Here is a 23631-nt window from a genome sequence, read left to right as displayed (position 1 = left end):
CCCTGGCCCCTTCCATTCAGCCCCTTCGGCTCACGCCGCCTCGCTCTCCGAGCGGCGGGCGTGCTTCTTGCGCTCGTTCGGGTCGAGGTAGCGCTTGCGGAGCCGCACCGCGGTCGGCGTCACCTCCACCAGCTCGTCGTCCTCGATGTAGGCGATCGCCTGCTCCAGCGACATGCGGCGCGGCGGAACCAGGAGAAGCGCCTCATCCTTGCCGGCGGCCCGGATGTTGGTGAGCTTCTTCTCCTTGATCGGGTTCACGTCGAGGTCGTTCTCGCGCGAGTGCTCGCCGAGGATGAGGCCGACATAGACCTTCACGCCAGGATCGACGAAGAGCGCGCCGCGCTCCTGCAGGGCGAACAGCGCGTACTGCACCGCCTCGCCGTCCGAGTTGGAGATCAGGGAGCCCTTGACGCGCCCCTCGATGGAGCCGGCCCAGGGGCGGTAGCCGATGAACAGGCGGTTCATCATGCCCGTGCCGCGCGTGTCCGTCATGAACTCGCCGTGGTAGCCGATCAGGCCGCGCGACGGGATCTCGAAGGTCAGGCGCACCTTGCCGCCGCCGGAGGGCCGCATGTCCTGCATCATGCCCTTGCGCAGCGCCATCTTCTCGACGACCACGCCGGAGTAGCTCTCGTCCACGTCGACGAGAACCTCCTCGTAGGGCTCCTCCTTCTCGCCGGTCTCCGGGTTCACCTGCGTCAGCACGCGGGGGCGCCCGATGGTCAGCTCGAAGCCCTCGCGCCGCATCGTCTCGATCAGCACGCCGAGCTGCAGCTCGCCGCGGCCCGCCACCTCGAAGGCGTCCACTTCCTCGGACACCTTCACCTTGATGGCGACGTTGCCCTCGATCTCCTTGAACAGGCGATCACGGATCTGGCGCGACGTGACCTTCTTGCCCTCGCGGCCGCCGAGCGGACCGTCGTTGATGCGGAAGGTCATGGTGAGCGTCGGCGGATCGACCGGGATGGCCGGCAGCGGCTCCGTCACCTCAGGGGAGGCGATGGTGTCGGGGATCGTCGCGTCGGACAGGCCGGCGATGGCGATGATGTCGCCCGCCTGCACCTCGTCCACCGGCACGCGGTCCAGGCCGGAGAAGGTCATCAGCTTCGTCAGCCGCCCCGTCTCCACCACCGTGCCGTCCTGGCGCAGCACGCGCACGGGCATGTTCACCCGCGCCGTGCCCTGCTCCACGCGGCCCGTCAGGATGCGGCCGAGAAAGTTGTCCGCCTCAAGGATGGAGGCGTTCATGGCGAAGGGGGCGTTCACGTCCACCTTCGGGGCCGGCACGTGGCTCAGGATCAGGTCGAACATCGGGGACAGGTCCTTGCGCGGCCCGTCCATCGACATGTCGGCCCAGCCCTGGCGGCCGGAGGCGAACATGGTGTGGAAGTCCAGCTGCTCGTCCGTCGCGCCCAAGGCGGCGAAGAGGTCGAACACCTCGTTCAGCACCTCGTCGGCGCGCGCGTCCTGGCGGTCCACCTTGTTGATGACCACAATCGGCTTCAGGCCGCGGGCCAGCGCCTTGGTCAGCACGAACTTCGTCTGCGGCAGCGGGCCCTCGGCCGCGTCGCAGAGCACGATGGCGCCGTCCACCATGGACAGGATGCGCTCCACCTCGCCGCCGAAATCGGCGTGGCCAGGGGTGTCGACGATGTTGATCTTCGTCCCCTTCCAGTCCACCGCGGTGGACTTGGCGAGGATGGTGATGCCGCGCTCGCGCTCCAGGTCGTTGCGGTCCATGGCCCGCTCGGCGACCTGCTGGTTCGCGCGGAAGGCGCCGGCCTGCTTCAGGAGATTGTCGACGAGCGTGGTCTTGCCATGGTCGACGTGGGCGATGATCGCCACGTTGCGGATGTTCTGCGTCACCGCGCGATATTCCTCTGTGCGCGATGCGGGCCCAATCCCCGTGGCCGGGTTCCCGGGCCCATCGCGCCGTTTCGCCGGCCCGTGCGGTCCGGCGGCCTCCGCCCGAAGATCCAACCCATATGGAAGGCCCCGCGCGCATCGGCGGCGGGGCCTTTCTTCGGCGGTTCGGCGTGTTGCGCCGCACAGATAGCGCGCCGCACACCGGATTGCGAGGGTTTCCGGCGATGATGCCGCGCCGCCCGCCCATGCGGGGGAAGCGGGCCTGGAGAAGACGCGTCCTCGGCCCCAAGGGGCTCCGCCCCCTGGACGCCCGCCAAGGGCCTGAGGCCCTTGGGACACCATCTGGCTGCCGCCGCCCCGACCTGACACGGGGTCTCGGCGCGGTCGGCGTTATACTGCCCTTGCAGTCGCCTCGGGTCATGGACCCGAGGCGCACCGGCAGCAGGGTAAGACCAACTCGAAGAAGAAGAAGATGGTGAGGGGTCCGGGGAGAGGAAGAATTCCTTCTTCCTCTCCCCGGGACAGACCAGCAGCCGAAAGACCTGGACCTACCCCCGCGGCATCGTCTCCGCCGGCACGCCGGAGGGCGCCGCCGGCGGCACGGCCGGGCGCGGGCCCTGGCGCGGGGTGCCGCGGCGGCCCTCGGCCGGCGGGCGGGGCGCATCCACGGAGGTCGGAACGTCCTCCGGCAAGGGGCGGGCGCCGGGGCCGGTCGGGGAGGCGGGCAGGGCAGCCTCGGCACGGTCCAGGGCCTGCAGGGCGGAGCGGGTATCGCCCTGCGCGGCCAGGCGCCGCGCCTCAGTGATCTGGCTCAGCGCCGCGCTGGACTGGGGCCGGTCCGCCTCGCTCGCCAGCACGGAGTTGGTCAGGAGCCGCGTCTCCATCCGCTCCAGCGCCTCCACGGCGCGGCCGGCCTGGCGGCGGATCAGAAGGGCGCGGGCCTCGGCCATCTGGCCGCGGGCGGTCTCCACGCCGCCGGCATCCGCCAGGGCGGCGTTGCGGTTCTGCGCGGGAACGGAGGGGATGGCGCCGGGGTTGGAGCGCTCCCGCCGCATCTCCCGCACGGCCGGGTCCGCCGGGGCGGTCTGGGCCTGGGCCAGGGCGGGGACCAGGGAGGGGGCGGCGAGCAGGGCCGCGGCAAGCAGGACGGGGGTGCGAATCATGGCGCTCTCCTTATCAGGTGTTGCCCCCGCTATGGGGCCGCGCCCGGGGCGCGGGGAAGGCGTCCCCTTCCGCTTTCCGATCACGCTCCCTCGAACGGGTCCTCCGCGCGGCCGCCCGGGCGCGGGGAGAGCGCGAGGGCCAGCCCGAAGGCGGCGGCCACGCCGACGGAAACGGTCAGGCCAATGCCGCGCAGCACGGGCGTCTCGCAAAGCGCCAGCAGCCCGAAGGTGAGCAGCGTGGCCACCGCGCAGCTCAGCACGGCGGCCCGGCTCCGCGCCGCCTCCTCCGCCGCCTCGCGCCGGGCGAGGAACAGCGCGTAGTCCAGCCCGACGCCGGCCATCAGCAGCAGCGCGGCGAGATGGAAGGGCGTCAGCCGCTCCCCGGCGGCGGAGAGGACGGCCAGCACGATCGTTACCGCCCCGGCCATAGGGGCCAGGTGCCACAGCGCCGCCGCCACCCCGCGCAGCCCGGCGCCGAGCAGCGCCAGCACCGCCAGCGCGCCCACGCCGCACCAGAGCAGCGCGCCGCGCGTGGTGGCGGCGATCATGCCCTCCGTCTCGGCCTTCACGTCCACCAGCAGCACGCCGGGATCGTTCAGCCCCGCCACCGCCGCGCGCAGGGCGGCCGTGTCCGCGACCCCGGCCAGCAGGCCGAGACCGCGCCACTCCTCGCCGCGCCGCGACAGCAGGGGCGAGAGGCGGGTGGCGATCAGGGGCGCCTCGGCCAGCCCCTCGGGCGTCAGCAAGGGCAGGCCGCGGCTCTCCTCCACCCCGTCCAGGAAGGGCACGAAAGCCGGGAGGCGGAAGGGAAGGCCGGAGGCGGCCTCGGCCAGCCGGGCGGAGAGATCGTCCCGCGCCGGCAGGCCCGCCCGGCGCGCCGCCTGGGTGGCCCCGCTGGGAAGGTAGCGGCTGGGCAGGTCGGCCCCGGCCAGGCGCCCATCCGCCACCAGCGGCGCCAGGGCGGCCGCCGCTCGCTCCGAGGCGCGGAGCACCGCCTCCGCATCCCCGCCCCGCAGCGCCAGCAGGGTGCGGACATCCGGCGCGCCGAGCTGGCGGCGCAGCTCCGTATCCAGGTTGCGGTCCGCCTCGGGCACAGGGCTGAGGCGGGCGATGTCGTCCTCCCAGCGCGGCGCCCCGGCCCCCACGATCCAGCCCAGCGCCAGCACCACCGCCCCTGCCGCCAGGACGGGCCGGCCCGAGAGCCGCGCGAGGGCGCGCCCGGCCCAGCCCGGCAGGGGGTGCGCGGTGAGCGCCGCACCCGGCAGCAGCGCGGGCAGGCCCCAGCGCGTGACCGCCACCGCCGCCAGCAGCCCGGCCGCCCCGAAGAGCCCGAGTTGCGCCAGGCCGGGGAAGCCGGAGGCCATCATTGCCACCAGGCCAAGCGCCGCGGCGCCCGCCGCGAGCCGCAGGGTCGGCCAGATCCGCCGCGCGGCCTCCCCCAACGCCTCCCCCGGGCGCCGCCCGGTGAGGAGGAGGATGGGGTAGTCCACCGCGACCCCCAGCATCGTCACCCCGAAGCCCAGCGCCGCCCCCTGCACCCGCCCGAAGACGAGCGCGACCGCCAGCGCCCCCGCCAGCGTGCCCGCCAGCAGCGGCACCGCCATGGCGAGGATCATCACGGGCGAGCGGTAGCGCCAGACGAGGAAGGCCAGCAGCAGCGCGCCCGAGAGGATCGAGACCCGCTCCACATCCGCCCGCACGGAGGCGGCGGCGGCGGCGGCGAAGACGCCGGGGCCGGAGAGCAGCAGCCGCGCGCCCTTCGGATCGGCCGCCGCGAAGGCCGCGCGCACCGCCTCCGCCGCCTGCGCCTGGGCCTCCGTATCCGTGCCCGCGGCCCGGCTGCGCGCCACCATCAGCGCGCGCGGAGGTCCCTCCCCGCCCGCGAACCACGCCCCGTGCCGGACCTGCACGGAGGAGCCGCCGAGCCAGCCCTTCAGCGTCTCCAGGAACACCCCCGTGGGATCGGCGAAGCCCAGCCGGGAGAAGAGGCCGGAGAGAGAGGAGCGCAGCCCGTCCAGCACCGCCTCCAGCCCCCGCCGCAGCGCCAGCGGCTCGAAGCGCCCTTCCGAGTTGCCGAGCAGGTAGCGGTAGCGGAACAGCAGGGCCTGCTCCCCCTCCGTGAGGTCCGCCGTGCCGTTGCCGACGAAGGCGAAGCGGCCCGTGGCCCTCATCGCCTCCCCCATGCCGCGGGAGATGCGCGCCAGTTCCGCCTCCTCCGCGCCCTCAATCCCCGCCAGCAGCAGGGTGGTCGCCGCGCCCTCCCGCAGCTCCTCCAGCAGGAAGGCGGCCTCGGGCGTCGCGGCGGGGGGCAGGAAGTCCGCCATGTCCGTGCGGATCTCGATCACGCGGAACAGCAGCAGGCCGAGAAGGGCCAGCGCCAGGAGGGCGAGCACCAGACGGGCGGCGGCGTGGCGAATCATGCGGCGCCTTGTCCCCGAAAATGCGGGGAATGGCGATTCGGGTGGCCGGCAAGGGGTCCGCTTCCAGGCGGGTACGGCGCGCCTCCCCCAGGCCGAGCAATCATCTCTCCCGAGAGAGATGGCCTAGACCAGAAAGCCCGCCTCGCGGAGCGATCGCCGCAGGACCGCCACCAGGACGGCCAGCAGAAGGGTAAGGACGAGAGCGAGAAGAGGAACGGCCGAGGCCCATTCCACGCGCTCGGGATCGTCGGGATGGTGCCGAATCTGCAGCCGCGCGCCGACCCGCGGCAGGTTGCCCCGGCCGTAGTTGCGCAGAGCGGCACGCACCTCCGTCCCGTCCGGGAGCCGGAAAAGGATCGGCATGGGCTGCCCCGTGTAGGATCCACCCTGACGGCGCGGCTCCGCGATGCCGAGGAACGTCGCCTCGCACCGAACCCATCGCAGCATCTGGCGCAATCGGAGCAGCGCGAGCCCGGCGACGCCGAGGATGGCCGCTGCCAGCCACAGGTTCTCCATACCGCACGACGCTACATCGCACGGCGCAGGGCCTCAAACCGTCGGAGATCAAGGGGGCTAGGCCGCCCCGGGAAAGCAACACCCCATTTCGGCGGACAATCCGTGAGGGGATTCCAGAAAAAGGAGATCCCTTTCCCTCCGGTTCCGCCCGGCCACCCTCAGGCGTCCAGCCGCGCCCGCACCAGCCGCAGCGCGGCCTCGTAGGCGGCATCCGCGTCCAGCCCCGTCGTGTCCAGCACCAGCGCGTCCTCTGCCGCGCGCATGGGCGCCACGTCGCGGGCGGCGTCGCGGGCGTCGCGCACCGCCATCTCGGCCGCAACCTCTTCCAGGGGGATGGCTTCGCCCTTGGCCCGGCGCTCCAGCCAGCGGCGCTCCGCCCGGGCCTCGGGAGAGGCGGTGACGAAGATCTTCACGCGGGCATCGGGGCAGACCACGGTGCCGATGTCGCGCCCGTCCATCACCGCGCCGTTGCGGGCGGCGAAGACCCGCTGGAACTCCAGCAGCAGGGCGCGGACGGGGGGCTGGGCGGCCACCTGGCTCGCGCCCTGGTCCGTGTCCGGGGCGCGCAGGTCGGGGCGCCGCAGGTCCTCGGGCGTCAGGGCGGCGGCGGCGGCCTCGGCCGCGGCCGGGTCGGTCGGCAGGCCGCCGGAGAGGAGCACGCGGCGCGCGACGGCGCGGTAGAGCAGGCCGGTGTCGAGGTAGGGCAGGCCCAGCTCGGCGGCCAGGCGCCGGGCCAGCGTGCCCTTGCCGGCGGCGGCGGGGCCGTCCACCGCGATCACCACCGGCGCCGTCATCGCCTCCGGCGGCGCGCCTCCCGGGGCCGTCCCGCTCATGCCGTCCTCCCGGTGGCGGTGATCGCGGCGCCGCCCGCCAGCCCGTTCATCAGGCCGATGAAGCCGGGGAAGGAGGTGTCGATGAAGGCCGAGTCGTCCACCGCCACCGGGCGGGAGGAAGCGAGGCCCATGACGAGGGCGGACATGGCGATGCGGTGGTCCATATGCGTCTCCACCACCCCGCCGCCGGGGGCCGGGGCACCATCCCGAGCGATGATCAGGTCGTCGCCCTCCACCTCGGACCGCACGCCGTTGGCGGCCAGCAGCGCGACGGTGGCGGCCAGCCGGTCGCTCTCCTTCACTCGCAGCTCGCCCAGGCCCCGGAAGCGGCTGGTGCCGCGCGCGAAGGCGGCGGCCACGGCAAGGACGGGGTACTCGTCGATCATGGAAGGGGCGCGCGCGGCCGGCACGTCCACCCCGCGCAGCTCGGAGAAGGCGGCGGTGATGTCGCCCACGGGCTCCCCGCCCTCCACCCGCGCGTTCGAGACGACGAGCTCCGCGCCCATCTCGCGCAGCGTGTCGAAGAGGCCGGTGCGCAGCGGGTTCAGCCCCACGCCCTCCACCGTCACGCGGGATCCCGGCACCAGCAGCGCCGCCACCAGCGGGAAGGCGGCGGAGGAGGGGTCGGCGGGCACCACCACGGGCGCGGCGCGCAGCTCCGGCTGGCCGTCCAGCTCGATCACGCGGCGGTTGCCCTCCGCCTCCACCCGCACGGCGGCGCCGAAGTGGCGGAGCATGTTCTCCGTGTGGTCGCGGGTCGCCTCCCGCTCCTCCACCCGCGTGGTGCCGCGGGCGCAGAGGCCGGCGAGCAGCACCGCGGACTTCACCTGGGCGGAGGGCACGGGCACGGCGTAGTCCAGCGGCAGGGGGTCGGCCGCCCCCTCCACCGCCAGCGGCAGGCGCCCGCCCTCCCGCCCCGTGAAGCGCGCCCCGCAGGCGGAGAGCGGATCCGTCACCCGCCGCATCGGGCGCTTGCGGAGCGAGGCGTCGCCCGTCAGCACCGCAAAGACCGGGTGGCCTGCCAGCAGCCCGCAGATCAGCCGCGCGGCGGTGCCGGAATTGCCCATGTCCAGCACGTCGGCCGGCTCCACTAGCCCGCCCACGCCGCGGCCGGCCACGCGCCAGTGGCCGGGGCCCGCCTGCTCCACCTCCGCCCCCAGGGCGCGCATGGCGGCGGCGGTGCGGAGCACGTCCTCCCCTTCCAGCAGGCCGGTGATCTCCGTGGTGCCCACGGCGAGCGCGCCGAACATCAGGGCACGGTGGGAGACGGACTTGTCGCCCGGCACAGCGACGGTTCCGCGCAGCCCGCCCCCGCCCGGACCTGTCGCGGGGGGCGCCGAGGCCTGCATCGGCGCCGTCGGCGCAGGGGGATGGGACATCGGCGGCACCCAGGACAAGGCGTGGCGGGTAAGGCGGGGCGGGCAGGAATCGGGGCGGAAATGAACGCGGGCGTTTGACACGCCCCTGCCCCCATGGCAATGCGCGCCGCCCTTCCGAACCCCCCGGTCCGCGGCCCCCTCCCGGACCCATCCGAGGCTTCCCTGATGGCCCTTGCCGAACTCGGCCTCAAGCGGACCTGCGTCGCCTGCGGTGCCCGCTTCTACGACCTGACGAAGACCCCCGCCGTCTGCCCGAAGTGCGGGACGGAGCAGCCGGCGGAGCAGCCCCGCGCGCGCCGCGCCGCCAACCCGCTGCCCGAGGAGAAGGTGCGCAAGCGCGCCGCCGCCACGGAGGGGACGGACGGCGACGAGATCGAGGTGGATGACGCCGACGCCGACGTGGCGGAGGATGCGGAGGACCTCGACGAGGACGAGGACATCGCCGAGGACATCGGCGTCGAGAGCAGCGACGACGAGGAGAGCTGAGGGGCCGGGAGGGGTCTTCCCCTCCCCTCCTCAGGGACGGCCGCCCTCCGCCGCCCCGACCACCGCCGCGACGGCCGCTTCCCCGGCGGGGGTCAGCCGGTAGGTCCCGCGCTCCACCCGCTCGAACCAGCCGTACACGTTCCGCAGCAGCACGCGGGCGGCACCCGGCGCCAGGCCGGCCAGCTCGCGCGGGCGCCTCGGCCCGTCCCGCAGGGCCCCGGCCAGGGCCAGCGCCCCCTGGCGATACGCCGTCATGACGGGTCGCCGCACGCTGCCGCCGGGGCTGGGATCACCCCGCCGCCGCGTATGCTCGCCCAGCAGCCCTTCCCGCCGCGCCGCGTTCGGGCGCGGGCGGTAGGGGGTGGGTTCCGCCAGCACCTCCACCGCGCCGCGCGCCGGGTCCACCGCCAGCAGCCCGAATCCGAGCAGGCGGCACAGCTTCCAGGCCCGGCGGTCCCGGTCCCGCCCGCGGCGGGAGGCGCGGACGGCAAGGTACACCGCGTCCGCCGCCGGCATCCGGTCCACGCCCTGCAGCAGAAGCTCCAGCGTGAAGCCGCCCTTCATCTCGGCGATGACGAGGGTGGGCGGCCCGCCGTCGCGGCGCACGGCCACCACGTCGCAGCCGCACACCTCGCCTTTCGCCTCGTAGCCCAGCCCCTCCAGATAGGCCTTTACCGTCGCGTAGAGCGACGTCTCCGGCGCGCGGGACCGGGGCAGGGCCTTCTCCCTCAGGCCTTTGGCCCTGTCCCTCAGGCCTTCGTGGCCTTGGCGGCCTTGCGCTTTGCCTTCTTCGCGCCGGCGAAGGCCGCTTCCTTGAGGGAGGGGCTGGCCTTGAACTTCACCGTCGCGCCGGCCTTCACGGCGACCTTCTCGCCGGTGCGGGGGTTCAGCGCCGTGCGCTTGGGCGTCTCGCGCACCGAGAAGGAACCGAAATCCGGCAGGGAGAAGCGGCCGTTCTCGATGATCTCCGCCTTGATCGCCGCGACGATGTCCGCGGCCAGGCGCCCCGCCGCCACCCCGGTCATCTCGGTGGACTGCTGGATCACACCGGTCAGGAACCTCTTCGACATGCGCGTCGTCTCCGTGCTTGAAATCATTGCCGTCCCACGCCCGGATACCGCGGCCGCTGACGGCCGCGCTCTTACGGCCTTCCCACAGGGGATGAAAAGGTGCCCGCCCCCCTCACGGGCGATGTAAAGCGGATGTTTGGGGGAAGCCGCGGAACGAAAAATGTTCTAGGATGGATGGACTCCCCTCCAGGCCGCTCATGCCCAGCACCCGCCGCTCCCTTGCCCGAGGCCTCCTCGGCGCCGCTCTCGCCCCTGCCGCCCTCGCCCCTGTCGCACTGGGTGCCATGGCCCGCCCGGCCGCCGCCCAGGCAGGTGCCGCCGCCAGCGCCGCGGCCGGCGGTGCCGCCGCCATCGCCGATATCCGCGGCCACCTCCGCCGCGCCCGCGCCGCCGTCCCGGCGGGCCGGGTCCGTGCCCGCATCGCCCTGGACCGCACGCTGGAGCGGCTGGACGACCTGGCGATCGAGCCCTCCGCCGGGCGGCTGATCCTCGTCAACATCCCTGCCGCGGAGCTGATCGCCTACGACAACGGGCGGGAGGTGATGCGCTCCCGCGTCGTCGTCGGCGCCAACAGGACCCGCACGCCCCAGCTCGCCACCTTCGTCACCGCGGCGCGCTGCAACCCGCCCTGGTACGTGCCTGCCAGCATCGTGCCGGAGGTGCGGGCCGCCGGCCTCACCGGCTTCCGCTGGATCAACGGCAAGCTCGTCCAGCCGCCCGGCCCCACCAACCCACTGGGCGTCCTCCGCATCGGCCTGCTGGATTCGGACGGCATCTTCCTGCACGGCACCAACAGCCCCGCGGCCTTCTCCCGCGCCTCCCGCGCCCTCTCCCACGGCTGCGTGCGGGTGGAGCGAATCCGGGAGGTCGCGGCCTGGCTGCTGGACCGGACCACCACCTCCCTCCAGGCGACGCTGGACACCGGCCGCACCTACGAGCTGCCGCCCACCCAGGAGGTGCAGGTCGCCCTGGCCTACCTCTCGGCCTGGCCCGACAGCGCCGGCCGGGTGGTGACCTACGCCGATCCCTACGGGCTGGACGAGCCCGGCACCCGCCGCGCGCCCTATCGCCGCGTGTCGCGCCCCGTCCTTCAGACGCCGGAAGAGGCGGAGACCACGGCGCGGCCGCCGCCGCAGGAGGACAACCCGCTCTAGGGAGGCGGGCGGAGCGCCCCCGGCCACTGTCCCGGCACGGCGTTCCCGGCAGGCCGGGCCGCCGCGCGGCGCCTGTGACACGGGGATGACCGGACTTTGACATCGGGCCCGCCGAGGTCACGAGGGCGGGAGGCAGGGTTCCAATCCGGCCGCACCTTTTCCAGCCTTTGGGACAGACGGAGACCCCTGGAGGCGCGGCGCATGTCCGGCAGCATCGGCAACCTGTCCAACACCTTCTTCGCGGCGGGGCCGAACCTGCCGAGCAACAATCTCGCCGCGGGGCCGAGTTCTCCCGGCAGCAACTTCGGGAGCGCGCTGAACACCGCGGCGGGGAGCCTCTCGGTCACCCTGCCGGAGATCAGCGTCACGGCGGGCTCGGATCTGCCCTCGCCCTCCTCCGGCGCGCCCGTGGGCTCGCCCGCCTACAACGCCGCGGCGAACCAGCGCTTCATGCACCTGCAGGCCGAGAACTCGCGGCTGCTGCAGCAGGCGGCGGACCGGAACGCGGAGTTGCAGCGGGCGGTGAACACCCCGATCCCGCAGTTCACGCCCATCGCGCCGCCGCCCCCGCTGCCGCCCCTGCCCCAGCTGCCTCCGGCCCCCGGACCCTTCATCCTGCCCCCGTCGGCCTTCGCGCCCCCTGCCCTGGCCACGCCCCCCGCCCCCGCCCCCGGGCCGTTCCCCATGGGTGAGGTGCCCCTGGCACCGGAGGCGCCGGTTCCCGAGGCGCCGATCTCCGGGCCGCCGCCCCTCCCTGTCGCCGAGGCCGCCCCGCTGCCCCTGCCCGCCCCCGCGGTGGCAGCGGTGCCGCCCGGCCCGGCCGGGGGAATGCCCTTCGGGCCCCTGCCCGCCTTCGCCGCCAACGGCTTCAACACCGGCCTTAACCCGGGCTTCGGCGGGATGTCCTTCGGGACGATCGTGCCCTCTGCCGCCGGCCTCGGCGCGCTCGGGGCCTTCGGCGCCGCCCTGGCCCCGGCGGGGCCACCTGGCACCACCGTGCTCCCCGGCGCGCCCACCATCCCGGATCCCTTCGCGACCCTCGGCGGCGCGGCGGGCTGGATCGGGCGCCAGGTCGGGGTTCCCGCCCTGAGCGGCGCCCTCGGCGCCTTCTTCGGCTCCACCACCGGCGCCATGCCGGGGCCGGTGACGGGGACCGTGCCCGGGCGGCCGGAGATCGGCTACCGCGCGAACCGCGACGAGGGGACGATCGCCCTGTTCAGCCAGAACGAGGCGGGCGAGATGACGGCCCCGCTCCGCCTGCTCCGCATGGCGCCCGAGGGCGCCCTGGTGGACGAGGCCGGGGCGGCGATGGGCCGCACCCTGCCGGACGGCAATTTCGAGCTGAACGACGCCGCCTTCGTCCCCGCCGCCCCCGTGGCGCCCCTGCCCGGGACCGACGCGGCGCCGGTGCTGCCGCCCCTGCCCGGCTTGGCGCCCGCTCCCGCCCTGCCGCCCCTGCCCGGCCTCGGCATCGCCCCGCCGGTCCCCGCCCTGCCGCCGCTGACCGTGCCGGTCCTGCCGCCGGTGGACGAGGGCATGGACATTGCCGGCGACCCCGGGCTGGTGGTGGAAAATCGCGGCGTGCCCGTGCCGCACGGGCCGGAGGCGCAGGCCGCCATCAACGAGGAACTCAGGCGCTACCAGGAGCAGCGCGACATCCGCGACGATTTCGGCGCCTTCGCCCAGCCCACGCCGGAGCAGGTCATCGGCGTGTGGCAGAGCCGCCCGGCGATCAACCGGCTGGCGGAGAGCATCGGGGAGCGCGGGCTGGACGACGCGGTGCGGCAGCTCTACCCGGACTACTCGCCCACCTACACGGGCTCCGGCAGCGGTACCGTGGACAAAATCTACGTGCGCCCCACCGCCGACCCGCTGCGGCCGGACGTGATCGTGGGCGAGGCGAAGGGCAACACCTCCCGCCTCGGCACCGCCACCACGATGACGGGGGAATCCGTGCGCCAGGGCACGGAGCGCTACCTGCAGCGCACGATCGACGCGATGCTGGTGAGCGAGGACCCGGCGCGGCGCGCGGCGGGGCAACTAATGAAGGACGCCTACTGGAACGGCCAGCTGCGCTACGTCGGCGGCAACACGCCCTTCACCACGGGGGCGGACGGCGCGCTGCAGGCCGGGGCGACGAAGGTGCAGGAGTTCCCGATCGGCAAGCCCCCCTTCTGAGGACGGCTGCCTGGGCAAGCCGCCCTCAGAAGGACGGCTGCCGGGGCAAGCCGCCCTCAGAAGGGCGGCTGCCGGGGAAGGGTGACGGAGCGCTCAGCGCCCCGTCATGATCCGCCCCACCAGCTCCTTCACCGTCGGGATGAACCCGTTGGAGTAGAAGGGGTCCTGGGCGAAGCGGTAGGCGTTGTGGCCCGCGAACATCAGGTTCTGGTCGGGGTCGGCGCCGTGGCCGATGTCCTGCAGGGTCTTCTGAATGCAGAAGCTGCGCGGATCGGCCTTCTTGCCGTTGGAGTGGTCGTCCGTGTGCTGCGCCCAGTTGGAGAAGCGGCACTGGGAGAGGCAGCCCATGCAGGCCACCTGGTCCGCCAGGATCTGGCGGCTGGCCTCCGGCGTCTCGAAGACGAGCGTGTCGTCGGGGGTGCGGAGCGCCTCGGTGAAGCCCTGCGACTCCCAGCCGAGCACGCGCTGCAGGTCGCCCGGCACGAGGTAGACGGGGCGCTTGCGCGGGCCCACGCCGTACACCGCGGAGTGCTCGCCGATCGGCTCGCCGGTATAGGCCACCTGACGGGCGGAGCGCTCCTCCAGCTCGCGCAGGAAGGGGTTCCGCACCGCGCTGCTGTAGAAGCCGGTGGGGGAAAAGTTCTGGAGCGAGACGTCGCCGGGCTTCAGCGTGAGGAGCTTCTGCTTCCAGGCGTCGGGGATCGGGCTCTCGCGCGTCACCAGGGGGCGGGTGCCGAACTGGAAGGCGATCGGGCCCAGCTCCGGGTTGTCGATCCAGTCCTGCCACTCCTCCAGCCACCACACGCCGCCGGCCATGATGATCGGCACGTCGCCGAGGCCGAGCTCGCGCATCTGCTGGCGCAGCTTCAGCACGCGGGCGTAGGGGGCCTCCGGATTGCGCGGGTCCTCGGAGTTGGAGAGGCCGTTATGGCCGCCCGCCAGCCAGGGATCCTCGTAGACCACGCCGCCCAGCCACTCGCTGGCCTTGGAGTAGGCGCGCTTCCACAGCGCGTTGAAGGCGCGGGCGGAGGAGACGATGGGGTAGATATGCACGCGGTACTCGCGCGCGATGTCGGCCAGGCGATAGGGCATGCCGGCGCCGCAGGTGATGCCGTGGATCAGGCCCTTGGCCCCCTCCAGCATCCCGCGCGCCACGCGCTCCGCCCCGCCCATCTCCCAGAGGATATTGGCGTGGACCCGGCCCTTGCCGTTAGACCGCTCATAGGCCTCGCGCGCCTGGGCGATGCCGCCGGCGATGCCATAGGCCACCAGCTCCTCGTGGCGCTCCCGCCGCGTCTTGCCGTGGTACTCCTGGGGGATGATCCGCCCCTCGGCGTCGTAGCTGTCCGCGTTCACGGCGGAGAAGGTGCCCACCCCGCCCTCCGCGGCCCAGTTGCCGGCGGAGGCTCCGTTGGAGGCGGAGACACCCTTCCCGCCCTCGACGAGAGGCAGGACGTCGGCACCGCCCATGCGGATGGTGTTGATCGCCTTCAAGGCCGGATTCTTCCCTGGAACAGGGCAGCCAAGGGGGCCGCCGTGAGCGCCGCATATGGTCCGGGCCGGGGGGTTCAAACAGCCCCCCGGCCCGCTTTTAGGATGTTTTCGCGGGGCCGCGATCGACCCCGCGAGGATCAGTCGTTGTAGCGGCGGGGACGGTCGCCCCCACGGTCGCCGCGGTCGCGGCGGGGGCCGCGATCACCACGATCGGAGCGCTCGCCGCCCTCCTCGCCCTCGGGCCGCGGGCGCTTGGCGCCGACCTGCTCGGAGATGTCCGCGCCCGTCTGCTGGTCCACGACCCGCATGGAGAGCTTCACCTTACCGCGGTCGTCGAAGCCGATGACCTTGACCTTCACCTTGTCGCCGACCGAGACGACGTCGGAGGTCTTGCTCACCCGCTCCTGGCCGAGCTCGGAGATGTGGACGAGGCCGTCCTTGGCGCCGAGGAAGTTCACGAAGGCGCCGAAATCGGCGACCTTCACGACGGTGCCCGTGTAGATCGCGCCCACCTCGGCCTCGGCCGTGATGCCGCGGATGCGGTCGATCGCGGCCTGGGTCGCCTCGGTGCTGCTCGACGCGATCTTGATCGTGCCGTCATCCTCGATGTCGATCTTCGTGCCGGTCTGCTCGACGATCTCACGGATCACCTTGCCGCCCGTGCCGATCACTTCGCGGATCTTGTCCTTCGGCACGTTGATGACCGTGATGCGCGGCGCGGTGGCCGCCACCTCGTTGCGGGAGCCGGACAGGCCCTTCGCCATCTCGCCGAGGATGTGGACGCGGCCGTCCTTCGCCTGCTCCAGCGCGGTCTTCATGATGTCGAAGGTGATGGACGTGATCTTGATGTCCATCTGGAGCGCGGTGATGCCCTGCTCCGTGCCGGCCACCTTGAAGTCCATGTCGCCGAGGTGATCCTCGTCGCCCAGGATGTCGGAGAGCACGGCGAAGCCGCGATCCTCCTTGATCAGGCCCATGGCGATGCCCGCCACCGGCCGCTTCAGGGGAACGCCGGCATCCATCAGGGAGAGGGAGGTGCCGCAGACGGTGGCCATGGAGGAGGAACCGTTGGACTCCGTGATCTCCGACACCACGCGGATGGTGTAGGGGAACTTCTCCTTCTCCGGCAGCAGCGGGTGCACGGCGCGCCAGGCCAGCTTGCCGTGCCCGACCTCGCGGCGGCCCGGGGAGCCCATGCGGCCCGTCTCACCGACCGAGTAGGGCGGGAAGTTGTAGTGCAGCATGAAGTCCTCGCGGTACTCGCCCGCGAGGGCGTCGATGATCTGCTCGTCCTGGCCGGTGCCCAGCGTCGCCACGCAGAGCGCCTGCGTCTCGCCGCGGGTGAACAGGGCGGAGCCGTGGCTGCGCGGCAGGATGCCGACCTCGGCCACGATCGGGCGCACGGTCTTCGTGTCGCGCCCGTCGATGCGCATGCCCGTGTCGAGGATCGCGTTGCGGACCACGTCCGCCTCGAGCTCCTTCAGCATGCCCTTCGCCGCGGCCGTATCCAGGCCCTCGGCCTCGAGCTGGGCGACGATCTTCTTCTTGACCTCGCCGACCTTGCCGTAGCGGACCTGCTTCTGCGTCTCCTTGTAGGCCTCGGCCATGTCGGCGCGGCCCAGCTCGGAGATGCGCGCCTTCAGCGCCGTCTCGGCCTCGGTCTTCTCGACGAGGGCCCAGGGCTCCTTCGCCGCGCGCTCGGCCAGCTCGATGATGCCGGCGATCACGGGCTGGAAGGCCTTGTGGCCAAACTCCACGGCGCCGAGCATCACCTCCTCGGTGAGCTCCTTCGCCTCGGACTCCACCATCAGCACGCCCTCGGCCGTGCCGGCGACCACCAGCTCCAGCTCGCTGGTCTTCGTCTGCTCCAGCGTCGGGTTCAGGATGTACTCGCCGGCGGCGTAGCCGACGCGGGCGGCGGCGATCGGGCCGAAGAAGGGGATGCCGGAGATCGTCAGGGCGGCGGAGCAGCCGACCATCGCCACGATGTCCGGGCTGTTCTCCATGTCGTGGGAGAGCACGGTCGCCACCACCTGCACCTCGTTCCGGAAGCCCTCCGGGAAGAGCGGGCGGATCGGGCGGTCGATCAGGCGGGAGGTGAGGGTCTCGAACTCGGAGGGACGGCCCTCGCGCTTGAAGAAGCCGCCGGGGATCTTGCCCGCGGCGAAGGCCTTCTCCTGGTAGTTCACGGTCAGCGGGAAGAAGTCCTGGCCCGGCTTCACGGAGCGGGCGCCGACGGCGGTGCAGAGGACGATGGTGTCGCCCAGGCGGGCGAGAACGGCGCCGTCGGCCTGGCGGGCGATCTTGCCCGTCTCCAGCGTCAGGGTCTTGCCGCCCCAGTCAATGTCCTTGCGGTAGTAGCTGTCGAACATGCGTGCATCCTGTCGGCCCCGATCCGGCCGGATTGCCGGGCGGGGCGCCCCTTCGGGCAATGGTTGCGACATGGATGGGATGAAGGGTCTCTGCGCCCCCGCCCCGGTCGCTCCCGGGATGGCGGGGTGCCCGGCGTCTCGGGCGGCATGGGGTCCGCCGCGGGGTCGCCGCGCACGGGGTTCCATGTGGCCGGAAACGCCGCGGCGCGGCCGTTCCTGTCAGCCCACCGCATGCGCGGAGGGCGGGTGAACCCTGCGGCGCACCCGGCGGGCGGCTATATGGCGGCTCCCGCCGGCAAAGGCCAGGAAAAATGGCACCCCGGGCATGGCGCCCGCCCCCGCCCGCTCCGCCGTGGGGCACGAGCCCGGCCGTGCCAGAGGCCGGGGGCGGGTTGCAATCCCGTCATCTGCTTCCCAGATAAACTCTGCCAGTGCTGGCCCAAACCGTCCGCCGATCCACCAGGACGCCGGGCCGCCAGTTCCGGTAATTCGCCCTCGTGGGCCGGAGGATGTCCGGCCCTTGGGGGCACCCCCAAGGGGGTTCCCCGAGCGGCGCCCCCAGACGAAAGATACGCGATCGATGGCTACCGGAACCGTGAAGTGGTTCAACGCGACCAAGGGCTACGGCTTCATCCAGCCGGATGATGGGTCCAAGGACGTGTTCGTCCACATCTCGGATGTTCAGCGCGCCGGCCTGCGCGGCCTGAACGAGGGTGACAAGCTCTCCTTCGACGTCCAGAAGGACCCGAAGGGCAAGATGTCTGCCTCCAACCTTCAGATGGGCTGAGAGGCGGGGCGGCACCGCCCCCCTTGACCATCGGCAGGAACCACGGACGGGCGCCACGGCCGCAAGGCCGCCGGCGCCCGTTCCGCATCCGGCTGCAGTCCCTAGCCCTCAACCGGCTGTTTACCGACATGCCGCTAATCCGGGATCACGCAACATCATGATCCCGTCACGGGCCCGTCCCGCCTTCGTCCCATTCCCGGACGAAAGCTGGAGGGCTCAGGAACCGCCCCGGCGACCGGACGTTGCCGCCGGGATCAACGAGAGAAAACCATGAATATCCAGAGCATCAACCACAGCATCAACCACCGGCCGGCCCCGAGCCTGCCGCACACCACCCCCCGCCCGGCCGAGGCTGGCACGCTTAGCGCGGCGGAGATCCGCCAGATCGTCCGCGAGGTGCTGGGTTAGGGACGAAGCGCCCCTCGCCGGAGGGATCGGGGCCTCAGCCCCGCCTCTCATAGGTGCCGATAAGGCACCCTTTCGCCAGGACGCCCGGGCCGAGAATCTTCTTCAGCGCCCCCCGCCCCGGCGAGCCCGACAGCGGCGCCCCCGGTCCGGCAGCAGGCCGCCCGTGCAGGGCGAAGATCTGGAAGGCGTAGCGGTGCGGCCCGTGCCCCGGCGGCGGATCCGGCGGCAGCCAGGCCTTTCCGAAGTACGAGTTCCGCCCCACCCCCAGCCCCGGCAGGCCAGGCCGCCCCGGGCCCGGCAGGTCCCCCGCCGCCAGCCCGCCATCCGCCGCCGGCAACCCGGTGACGATGGCGTGGACCAGAGGCCGCGGTGTCGGGCTGTCCGCATCCTCCACCACCAGCAGCAGCGCCCCCGCCGCGGCCGGCACCCCCGCCCAGGCGAGCGGCGGCGAGAGCCCTGCCCCGTCGGCCGTGTGCAGCGCCGGGATCGCGCCGCCCCCCGCGAAGGCCGGGCTGCTCACCTCGATCACCGCCGGCACGTTCACCCAGGCGAAGAGCAGCGCGTTGATGCCGGGCCGCATCCCCGACAGGGCCCGGCCCAGCCCGGCGGGCAGGACTTGCAGCATGTGAACGCCTCCTGACTACCCGGGAGGGACGCGCGCCGCGCCGCCGGGTTGCGGGGAGGACGGCGGGGATGTGCGATCCGGCGATGGTGGTCCGTGGCCAGGGAGAGGAAGAAGGAATTCTTCCTCTCCCCGGACCCCTCACCATCATCTTTCTCTAGGCTTTGGTTTCTCTCGGCTGACGGTGCGCCTCGGGTCGATGACCCGAGGCGACTGCCAGGGCAGGAAGGGGCCTGTCCCGCAGAAATACCGTCTCAGGACGGCGCGGCAGCAGCCAAACGGGGGTCCAGGGGCCTCAGGCCCCTGGCGGGGGATGCAAGGGGGCGGCGCCCCCTTGCGGAGGGGGGGGCCGCACGCCGCGATGGCTTGCCCAGCCCGCCGGAACGCTTCATCCAGGCCCATGCCCGACGACACGCACCGCTTCGGCGACGACCGCCTGACCGTCACCGTCAGTGCCCACGGGGCGGAGTTGTGCGGGCTGCGCGACGCCGGTGGCGGGGAATGGCTCTGGCATGCCGGGCCGGAATGGCCGCGCCACGCCCCGATCCTGTTTCCGATCGTCGGCCGCCTGCCGGGCGATGTTCTGCGCCATGCCGGCCGGGCGCACCGGCTCACCCAGCACGGTTTCGCGCGGGACCGCCGCTTCACCTGGGTCCGGCGGAATGGGACGGGCTGCGCCCTGCGGCTGGGGGACGACGAGGCGACGCGGGCGGCCTACCCATTCGCCTTCGCGCTGGAGGTGGAGTGGGCCGTGGCGGGGGGCGCCCTCTCCTGCACGGTCACCGTCCTCAATCCTGGACGGGAAGTTCTACCCTTTCTCCTCGGGGGTCATCCCGCCTTCGCCTGGCCCCTGCCCGGCACGGCCTCGGCCGAGGGCCATAGCATCGCCTTTCCCGGCGTGGAGGCCTTGTCAGCGCGTCGCCTTACCGGGGGGCTGCTGGATGGCGTGGAGACCATCCCGTTGCGAAACGGGGTCCTCCCGCTTGAGCCCTCTCTTTTTGAGAAAGATGCGATCGTCCTGCAGGATTTCCGCCCACGTGAACTCCGCTACATCGCTCCGGGCGCGGCATTGGAAATGAGGTGGGAGGGCTATTCCGATTTCGGCCTCTGGTCGAAACCGGGCGCCAGTTTTCTCTGCCTGGAACCCTGGTGCGGCACTGCGGCGCCGCTGGGCTGGGACGGCGAATTCCTGGAACGGCCGGGCCTGACAATCCTGGCGCCGGGACATTCCCGCCGCTTTCGCTGGGAGGTCCGGCCCGAGAGAAGCCTGTATTAGATCCGGAACTCGTCCTTCTTGCGTCCGGACGCTTCCATGGCGGAAAGCCATTTCGGCATGCGGCCGCGCCCGCTCCAGGTCTCGCCGTTCGGGCCGCGGTAGCGCGGGGCGACGGAACCGCCGGCATCGCGCCGCGTACGGCGGCCGGACGGTGCCACCCCCTGCGATGCGCTGCCGGGCATGAGGGATTCCAGCTGCAGGCCGAGCTGCGCGGCCTTGCCGCGGAACTCCTCGATCAGCGCGGTCCGTGCCTCATCCTGCTTCTCGGCGCGCTTCGCCTCCGCGGCCTCGATCAGCGCAGTCAGTTCCTGGGCGCTCATTCCATCCAGGTCGATTCCTGTCTTTTGCTTGGTGTCGGCCACGGCGATCTCCTGGAAAACGGTTCTACAAGCCCGATCGCGAATCGGGCCGTCTTCCGGGTTATCGTTATCTCCGAAGATAATGTCGAGCTTTTCCCGCCTGACGGGGAATGTACCGGCAATGACGCGACGCATCATTGCCCGAACCAATTACGGTGACGACACATTATCCTGCGTGCCGTTTCTTCATTTCCGGTTCGTCGCAGAGAGAAGGAACGAGTTCATACTATCGCGACCTCGTTCGAGGCGGGACGGCAAAGCCGATAACATTTTAAGCTTCTGCGGTCAGCCCATCCGGCAGCGCGAAGGCGGCCGGATGGGAGTTCCGGGCTTCAGTCCCGCCCGCGCTCGCTCACGGCGAGGGAGGAGATCACCGGCCCAGTCCGAAAGGGCGGCAGGCGGCCCAGCCGGTTCTCGATCACCGCGAAGACAACCGGCTGCCCCGGCCTGCGCGGGCGCAGCAGGCCGTCCGCGCCCGTCTCGTAGAGGGTCAGCGTCACCGCGTCCGCGATGTTGCCGCCCACGGCCTCCGCCGCGCCCGGCCCGGTGCGGATCACCAGGTCGCAGTGCATGGGCCGGAACTGTCCCGCTTCCGGCAGGCGGGCCCGCCAGCCCGGGAGCGGGCGGCGGGAGCGGTCGGCGCAGATCAGGTCGCCCGGCTCCGGCGCGCGCTCCGCCGCGTCGTGGGGCAGGAAGGGGGCCTGGGCCGGGAACTCCGCCGCGTCCCGCAGGATGGCGTCCAGGTAGAAGGCGTGGGAGGCGGAGGCGTGGAACTCACGCTCGTCGACCCCCGCGGCGCGCATGAGCCAGGAGACGAAGGCGGCGGACCAGGCGGGCTCCGACCACACGCCTTCCGCCGGGCGGCCAGCCAATTGCGCGGTCCAGCGGGCGCGGTTGCGGGCGATGGCGGCGGCGGCCTCCGCGTCCGGCACGGCGCGCCAGTAGGCGAGCACGCGGGGGAAGGCGTCCGTCGCGCCCTCGGTTCCCGCCGGGGGGCGGGGCAGGCCGGGGCCGACGGTGATCCGGCCCCATTCCTCCCACTCGGCGGCCGCAATCCGCAGCAGGCGCTCGCGGATGGAGGGCGGGTAGGCGATCGGCGCCTCCCGCGCGGGCGGGGGCGGCGCCACGGCGCAGCCGGAAACCGCCAGCAGGGCCAGCAGGCCCCCGAGGAGACGCCTCAAGCCGCCACCCCGCCCGTGGCGAGCGCCACCTCGTCCGGGGAGAGCACGGCGAGGAGAAGGGCGGCGATGCTCGCCGCGTCCGGCTCCCCGGCGCCGCCGGGCAGGACCTCGAGCCGGTCCTCCCGCGCGCGCAGCCGGGCGGAAAGCGTGCCGAGCAGGGTGTCGCGCACGGCCACCAGCCGCTCCGTCGCGGCCGGCCCGGGTGAGATGGCGCCGGCGCCCGCCAGCAGCTCCGTCGTCCTCAGGCCCCGCAGCAGCATCGACAGCGCCGGGGTGGAGGCCGGGCCGGAGGTATCCACCCCCGCCAGTCCCGGCCCGTCCGGGGACAGGGCGAGGATGGCCTTCCGCAGCGCCTCCTCCACCCAGGGCTCGCGGATCAGGGTGGCGGCGCGGGCCAGGGCCAGGATCGCCGCGCCATGCGTCATCAGCCCGTTGCCGATAGCGCCCTCCGGGGAGGCGGCGGCGGTGAGCCCGCCGAGGAGGCTTCGCAGACGCCGCCTCTCCCGCGGCAGGCCGCCGGCGCGCAGCAGGGCGTCCAGCGCCAGCACCAGCGGCGCGAGCTCGTCCGGCGGCAAGGCGGCGCCGTCCTCCGCCTCCTCGGGCAGGGCGGCCAGATGCCGGTCCAGCGTGTCGCGCAGGCGCGACAGGCGGTCCCGGGGCAGGGGCGGATGAAAGGCCGGGGCGTTCAGCAGCACGGAGGCCATGGCCACCAGCGCGGGGCCGGCCGCGGTCTGGCCGGGGTCGCGCCCGGCCAGGCTGTCCGGCGCGCGCATCAGCCGCAGCCCCGCCTCCGGCGTGCCGCGCACCACGCCGCGGGCCAGCAGCCGGTCCTCGCGCAGCGTCGCCGTGCCGCCGCGCGGCACGTCCGGCAGGGTGTGCCGCAGCACGAGCCAGTGGGGCACGCCGCCGCGCGCGCTGACGCGCAGGCTGAACACCGATTCCGCCGCGCGCGGGCGGATGTGCAGCACCGAGGCGGCCTCCTCCGGCCCGGCCTGCCAGAGGTGGATGGAATCCAGCGCCCCCTCGGCGATCTTCTCCTCCCCGAACGGGCCGTCCGGCCGCCGGGTCTGGGCGCCGCCGCGCCCGAAGGAGATCCGGGGAAAGGGCACCGCACCCTCCGACAGCGCGTCCAGCGCCGTGGTCAGGCGGACGGCGGAGAGCCCGGCCTTCGGGCCTGCCTTCAGGATCACGGTCAGCCGCAGCACCGGATCCACGGCGGAGGCGCGGTACTCGTAGCGCACCGTGCCGGCCAGCAGGCGCAGCCCGGGCGCGGGGGAGAGGTGCAGCGCGCTCTCGTGCCACATCAACACCCCGGAACCCTCGGCCTGGATGCCCTGGCCGGTGACGGCGTCCTCCACGTCCAGCGTGCGGGGGCGGAGCGAGAGGCGGCCGAGCAGCCCGGGCACGCCACCGTGCAGCCGCAGCCGCACCATGTTGCCGGTGTGCAGCACGTCCCGCTCCCGCGGATCGCCGCGCAGGCGCTGGCGCAGCACGCCGTGGGTCAGGTCCCCCGTGAACTCGTGCCACGGCGTCAGCACCCGCAGGTCGCGCGGGTCCGCGCGCAGGATCTCCGCGTAGGGCGCCCGGGGCGGCAGGGCGCCCCGCGGCAAGGGCCCCGGCTCCTCGGCCATCACGGCGGTGAAGCCCAGCGCGGCATCGGCCAGGCCGGGATCGACGGCGCGCAGGGCGGGAACCGCCATCAGCTCCGCCGCCAGCGCGTTGTCCCGCGTCAGCAGCGGCGCGCCCGGCTCCTCGGTCTGCGCCAGCCCCGCCATCGGCTCGCCATCCACGCTCACCTGGCGCAGCAGCCGCCGCAGCGAGGCAAGAAGGCGGTCGCGCTCCTGGGCGTGCAGCAGGTCAGGCATGCGGCCGCGTCCTCTTCCATCGTCCGGGAATGCGGGGGCGATGGTAGGACAGAACGGGCGCGACGAAAATCCACGCAGGATGCTGAAGGGGGCTCATTCTGATCGGGCGCGCCCATGGCCCCGTGGAGGCGCTGCCTCCCCGGACCCCTCCGCCGGGGTGGCAACGGCCACCCCGGACCCCGCGATCGGGCTGCCGCGGACG

The 23631-nt window shown here is 73.2% G+C and carries 20 protein-coding genes; 6 read left to right on the top strand and 14 right to left on the bottom strand.

What is annotated here, in order from left to right:
• Positions 1-30 precede the first annotated feature (30 nt).
• The 6 genes from typA to aroA form a co-directional block, all read right to left on the bottom strand.
• Entirely contained in the window at positions 31-1866 is a 1836-nt protein-coding gene (gene typA, locus VQH23_RS09760) for a translational GTPase TypA (protein WP_338665445.1), read from the bottom strand.
• A 548-nt stretch (positions 1867-2414) separates the two neighbouring features.
• Positions 2415-3029, bottom strand: coding sequence for a hypothetical protein (locus VQH23_RS09755; RefSeq protein WP_338665444.1), 615 nt, complete (start codon positions 3027-3029; stop codon positions 2415-2417).
• Between the two features lie 80 nt (positions 3030-3109).
• A complete protein-coding gene (locus VQH23_RS09750) occupies positions 3110-5449 on the bottom strand; it encodes an MMPL family transporter (RefSeq protein ID WP_338665443.1) in 2340 nt (779 codons plus the stop codon).
• 123 nt (positions 5450-5572) lie between these two features.
• A complete protein-coding gene (locus tag VQH23_RS09745; protein WP_338665442.1) occupies positions 5573-5965 on the bottom strand; it encodes a DUF3592 domain-containing protein in 393 nt (130 codons plus the stop codon).
• A gap of 158 nt (positions 5966-6123) precedes the next feature.
• Positions 6124-6759, bottom strand: a complete 636-nt coding sequence (locus VQH23_RS09740) for a d(CMP) kinase (protein ID WP_338666082.1) — start codon at positions 6757-6759, stop codon at positions 6124-6126.
• Positions 6760-6794: 35 nt separating this feature from the next.
• On the bottom strand, positions 6795-8177 hold the full coding sequence (gene aroA / locus VQH23_RS09735) for a 3-phosphoshikimate 1-carboxyvinyltransferase (protein ID WP_408904313.1): 1383 nt from the start codon (positions 8175-8177) through the stop codon (positions 6795-6797).
• Between the two features lie 165 nt (positions 8178-8342).
• On the opposite strand from aroA, the gene VQH23_RS09730 reads away from it, so the two are divergent.
• Complete coding sequence (locus tag VQH23_RS09730) at positions 8343-8663, top strand: TIGR02300 family protein (protein ID WP_338665441.1); 321 nt, start codon at positions 8343-8345, stop codon at positions 8661-8663.
• Between the two features lie 30 nt (positions 8664-8693).
• Here VQH23_RS09730 and VQH23_RS09725 read toward each other — a convergent pair whose 3' ends face one another.
• Both VQH23_RS09725 and VQH23_RS09720 read right to left on the bottom strand, forming a co-directional pair.
• Positions 8694-9293: a DUF2161 family putative PD-(D/E)XK-type phosphodiesterase gene (locus tag VQH23_RS09725; RefSeq protein WP_338665440.1), complete on the bottom strand. Its 600-nt coding sequence runs from the start codon at positions 9291-9293 to the stop codon at positions 8694-8696.
• Positions 9294-9412: 119 nt separating this feature from the next.
• Positions 9413-9733, bottom strand: a complete 321-nt coding sequence (locus VQH23_RS09720; RefSeq protein WP_209374176.1) for an HU family DNA-binding protein — start codon at positions 9731-9733, stop codon at positions 9413-9415.
• A gap of 197 nt (positions 9734-9930) precedes the next feature.
• On the opposite strand from VQH23_RS09720, the gene VQH23_RS09715 reads away from it, so the two are divergent.
• Together VQH23_RS09715 and VQH23_RS09710 are read left to right on the top strand one after the other, a co-directional pair.
• Positions 9931-10887 carry a L,D-transpeptidase family protein gene (locus VQH23_RS09715; protein ID WP_338665439.1) on the top strand — a complete coding sequence of 319 codons (957 nt, stop codon included), beginning with the start codon at positions 9931-9933 and terminating at the stop codon, positions 10885-10887.
• A 201-nt stretch (positions 10888-11088) separates the two neighbouring features.
• Positions 11089-13065 (top strand): hypothetical protein, encoded by a 1977-nt coding sequence (locus VQH23_RS09710; RefSeq protein ID WP_338665438.1) that lies wholly within the window; start codon positions 11089-11091, stop codon positions 13063-13065.
• Positions 13066-13158: 93 nt separating this feature from the next.
• Here VQH23_RS09710 and VQH23_RS09705 read toward each other — a convergent pair whose 3' ends face one another.
• Both VQH23_RS09705 and pnp read right to left on the bottom strand, forming a co-directional pair.
• Positions 13159-14559 carry a nitronate monooxygenase gene (locus VQH23_RS09705; protein WP_338665437.1) on the bottom strand — a complete coding sequence of 467 codons (1401 nt, stop codon included), beginning with the start codon at positions 14557-14559 and terminating at the stop codon, positions 13159-13161.
• A 137-nt stretch (positions 14560-14696) separates the two neighbouring features.
• Complete coding sequence (gene pnp / locus VQH23_RS09700) at positions 14697-16931, bottom strand: polyribonucleotide nucleotidyltransferase (protein ID WP_338665436.1); 2235 nt, start codon at positions 16929-16931, stop codon at positions 14697-14699.
• A 580-nt stretch (positions 16932-17511) separates the two neighbouring features.
• On the opposite strand from pnp, the gene VQH23_RS09695 reads away from it, so the two are divergent.
• The gene (locus VQH23_RS09695) at positions 17512-17718 is read left to right on the top strand and encodes a cold-shock protein (RefSeq protein ID WP_338665435.1); all 207 of its coding nucleotides are present in this window, start codon (positions 17512-17514) and stop codon (positions 17716-17718) included.
• Between the two features lie 270 nt (positions 17719-17988).
• Positions 17989-18126, top strand: a complete 138-nt coding sequence (locus VQH23_RS09690; RefSeq protein ID WP_338665434.1) for a hypothetical protein — start codon at positions 17989-17991, stop codon at positions 18124-18126.
• Positions 18127-18160: 34 nt separating this feature from the next.
• Here the strand turns inward: VQH23_RS09690 and VQH23_RS09685 are convergent, their stop codons facing one another.
• Positions 18161-18751 carry a YbhB/YbcL family Raf kinase inhibitor-like protein gene (locus VQH23_RS09685; protein ID WP_338665433.1) on the bottom strand — a complete coding sequence of 197 codons (591 nt, stop codon included), beginning with the start codon at positions 18749-18751 and terminating at the stop codon, positions 18161-18163.
• Positions 18752-19148: 397 nt separating this feature from the next.
• Here VQH23_RS09685 and VQH23_RS09680 point away from each other — a divergent pair, with 397 nt between their 5' ends.
• Positions 19149-20024: an aldose 1-epimerase family protein gene (locus VQH23_RS09680; protein ID WP_338665432.1), complete on the top strand. Its 876-nt coding sequence runs from the start codon at positions 19149-19151 to the stop codon at positions 20022-20024.
• Here VQH23_RS09680 and VQH23_RS09675 read toward each other — a convergent pair.
• From VQH23_RS09675 to VQH23_RS09665, 3 genes are all read right to left on the bottom strand, one after another.
• Complete coding sequence (locus VQH23_RS09675) at positions 20021-20521, bottom strand: H-NS histone family protein (protein ID WP_338665431.1); 501 nt, start codon at positions 20519-20521, stop codon at positions 20021-20023. The genes VQH23_RS09680 and VQH23_RS09675 overlap by 4 nt on opposite strands.
• Before the next feature lie 194 nt (positions 20522-20715).
• Positions 20716-21564 (bottom strand): DUF2272 domain-containing protein, encoded by an 849-nt coding sequence (locus tag VQH23_RS09670; RefSeq protein ID WP_338665430.1) that lies wholly within the window; start codon positions 21562-21564, stop codon positions 20716-20718.
• A complete protein-coding gene (locus tag VQH23_RS09665; protein ID WP_338665429.1) occupies positions 21561-23429 on the bottom strand; it encodes a hypothetical protein in 1869 nt (622 codons plus the stop codon). The genes VQH23_RS09670 and VQH23_RS09665 overlap by 4 nt, the downstream gene beginning before the upstream one ends.
• Positions 23430-23631 lie beyond the last annotated feature (202 nt).

Source organism: Pararoseomonas sp. SCSIO 73927 (genome assembly GCF_037040815.1).
GTDB lineage: Bacteria > Pseudomonadota > Alphaproteobacteria > Acetobacterales > Acetobacteraceae > Roseomonas.
The sequence above is the reverse complement of the archived record's forward strand: the minus strand, read 5'-3'. Positions and strand labels throughout refer to the sequence as shown.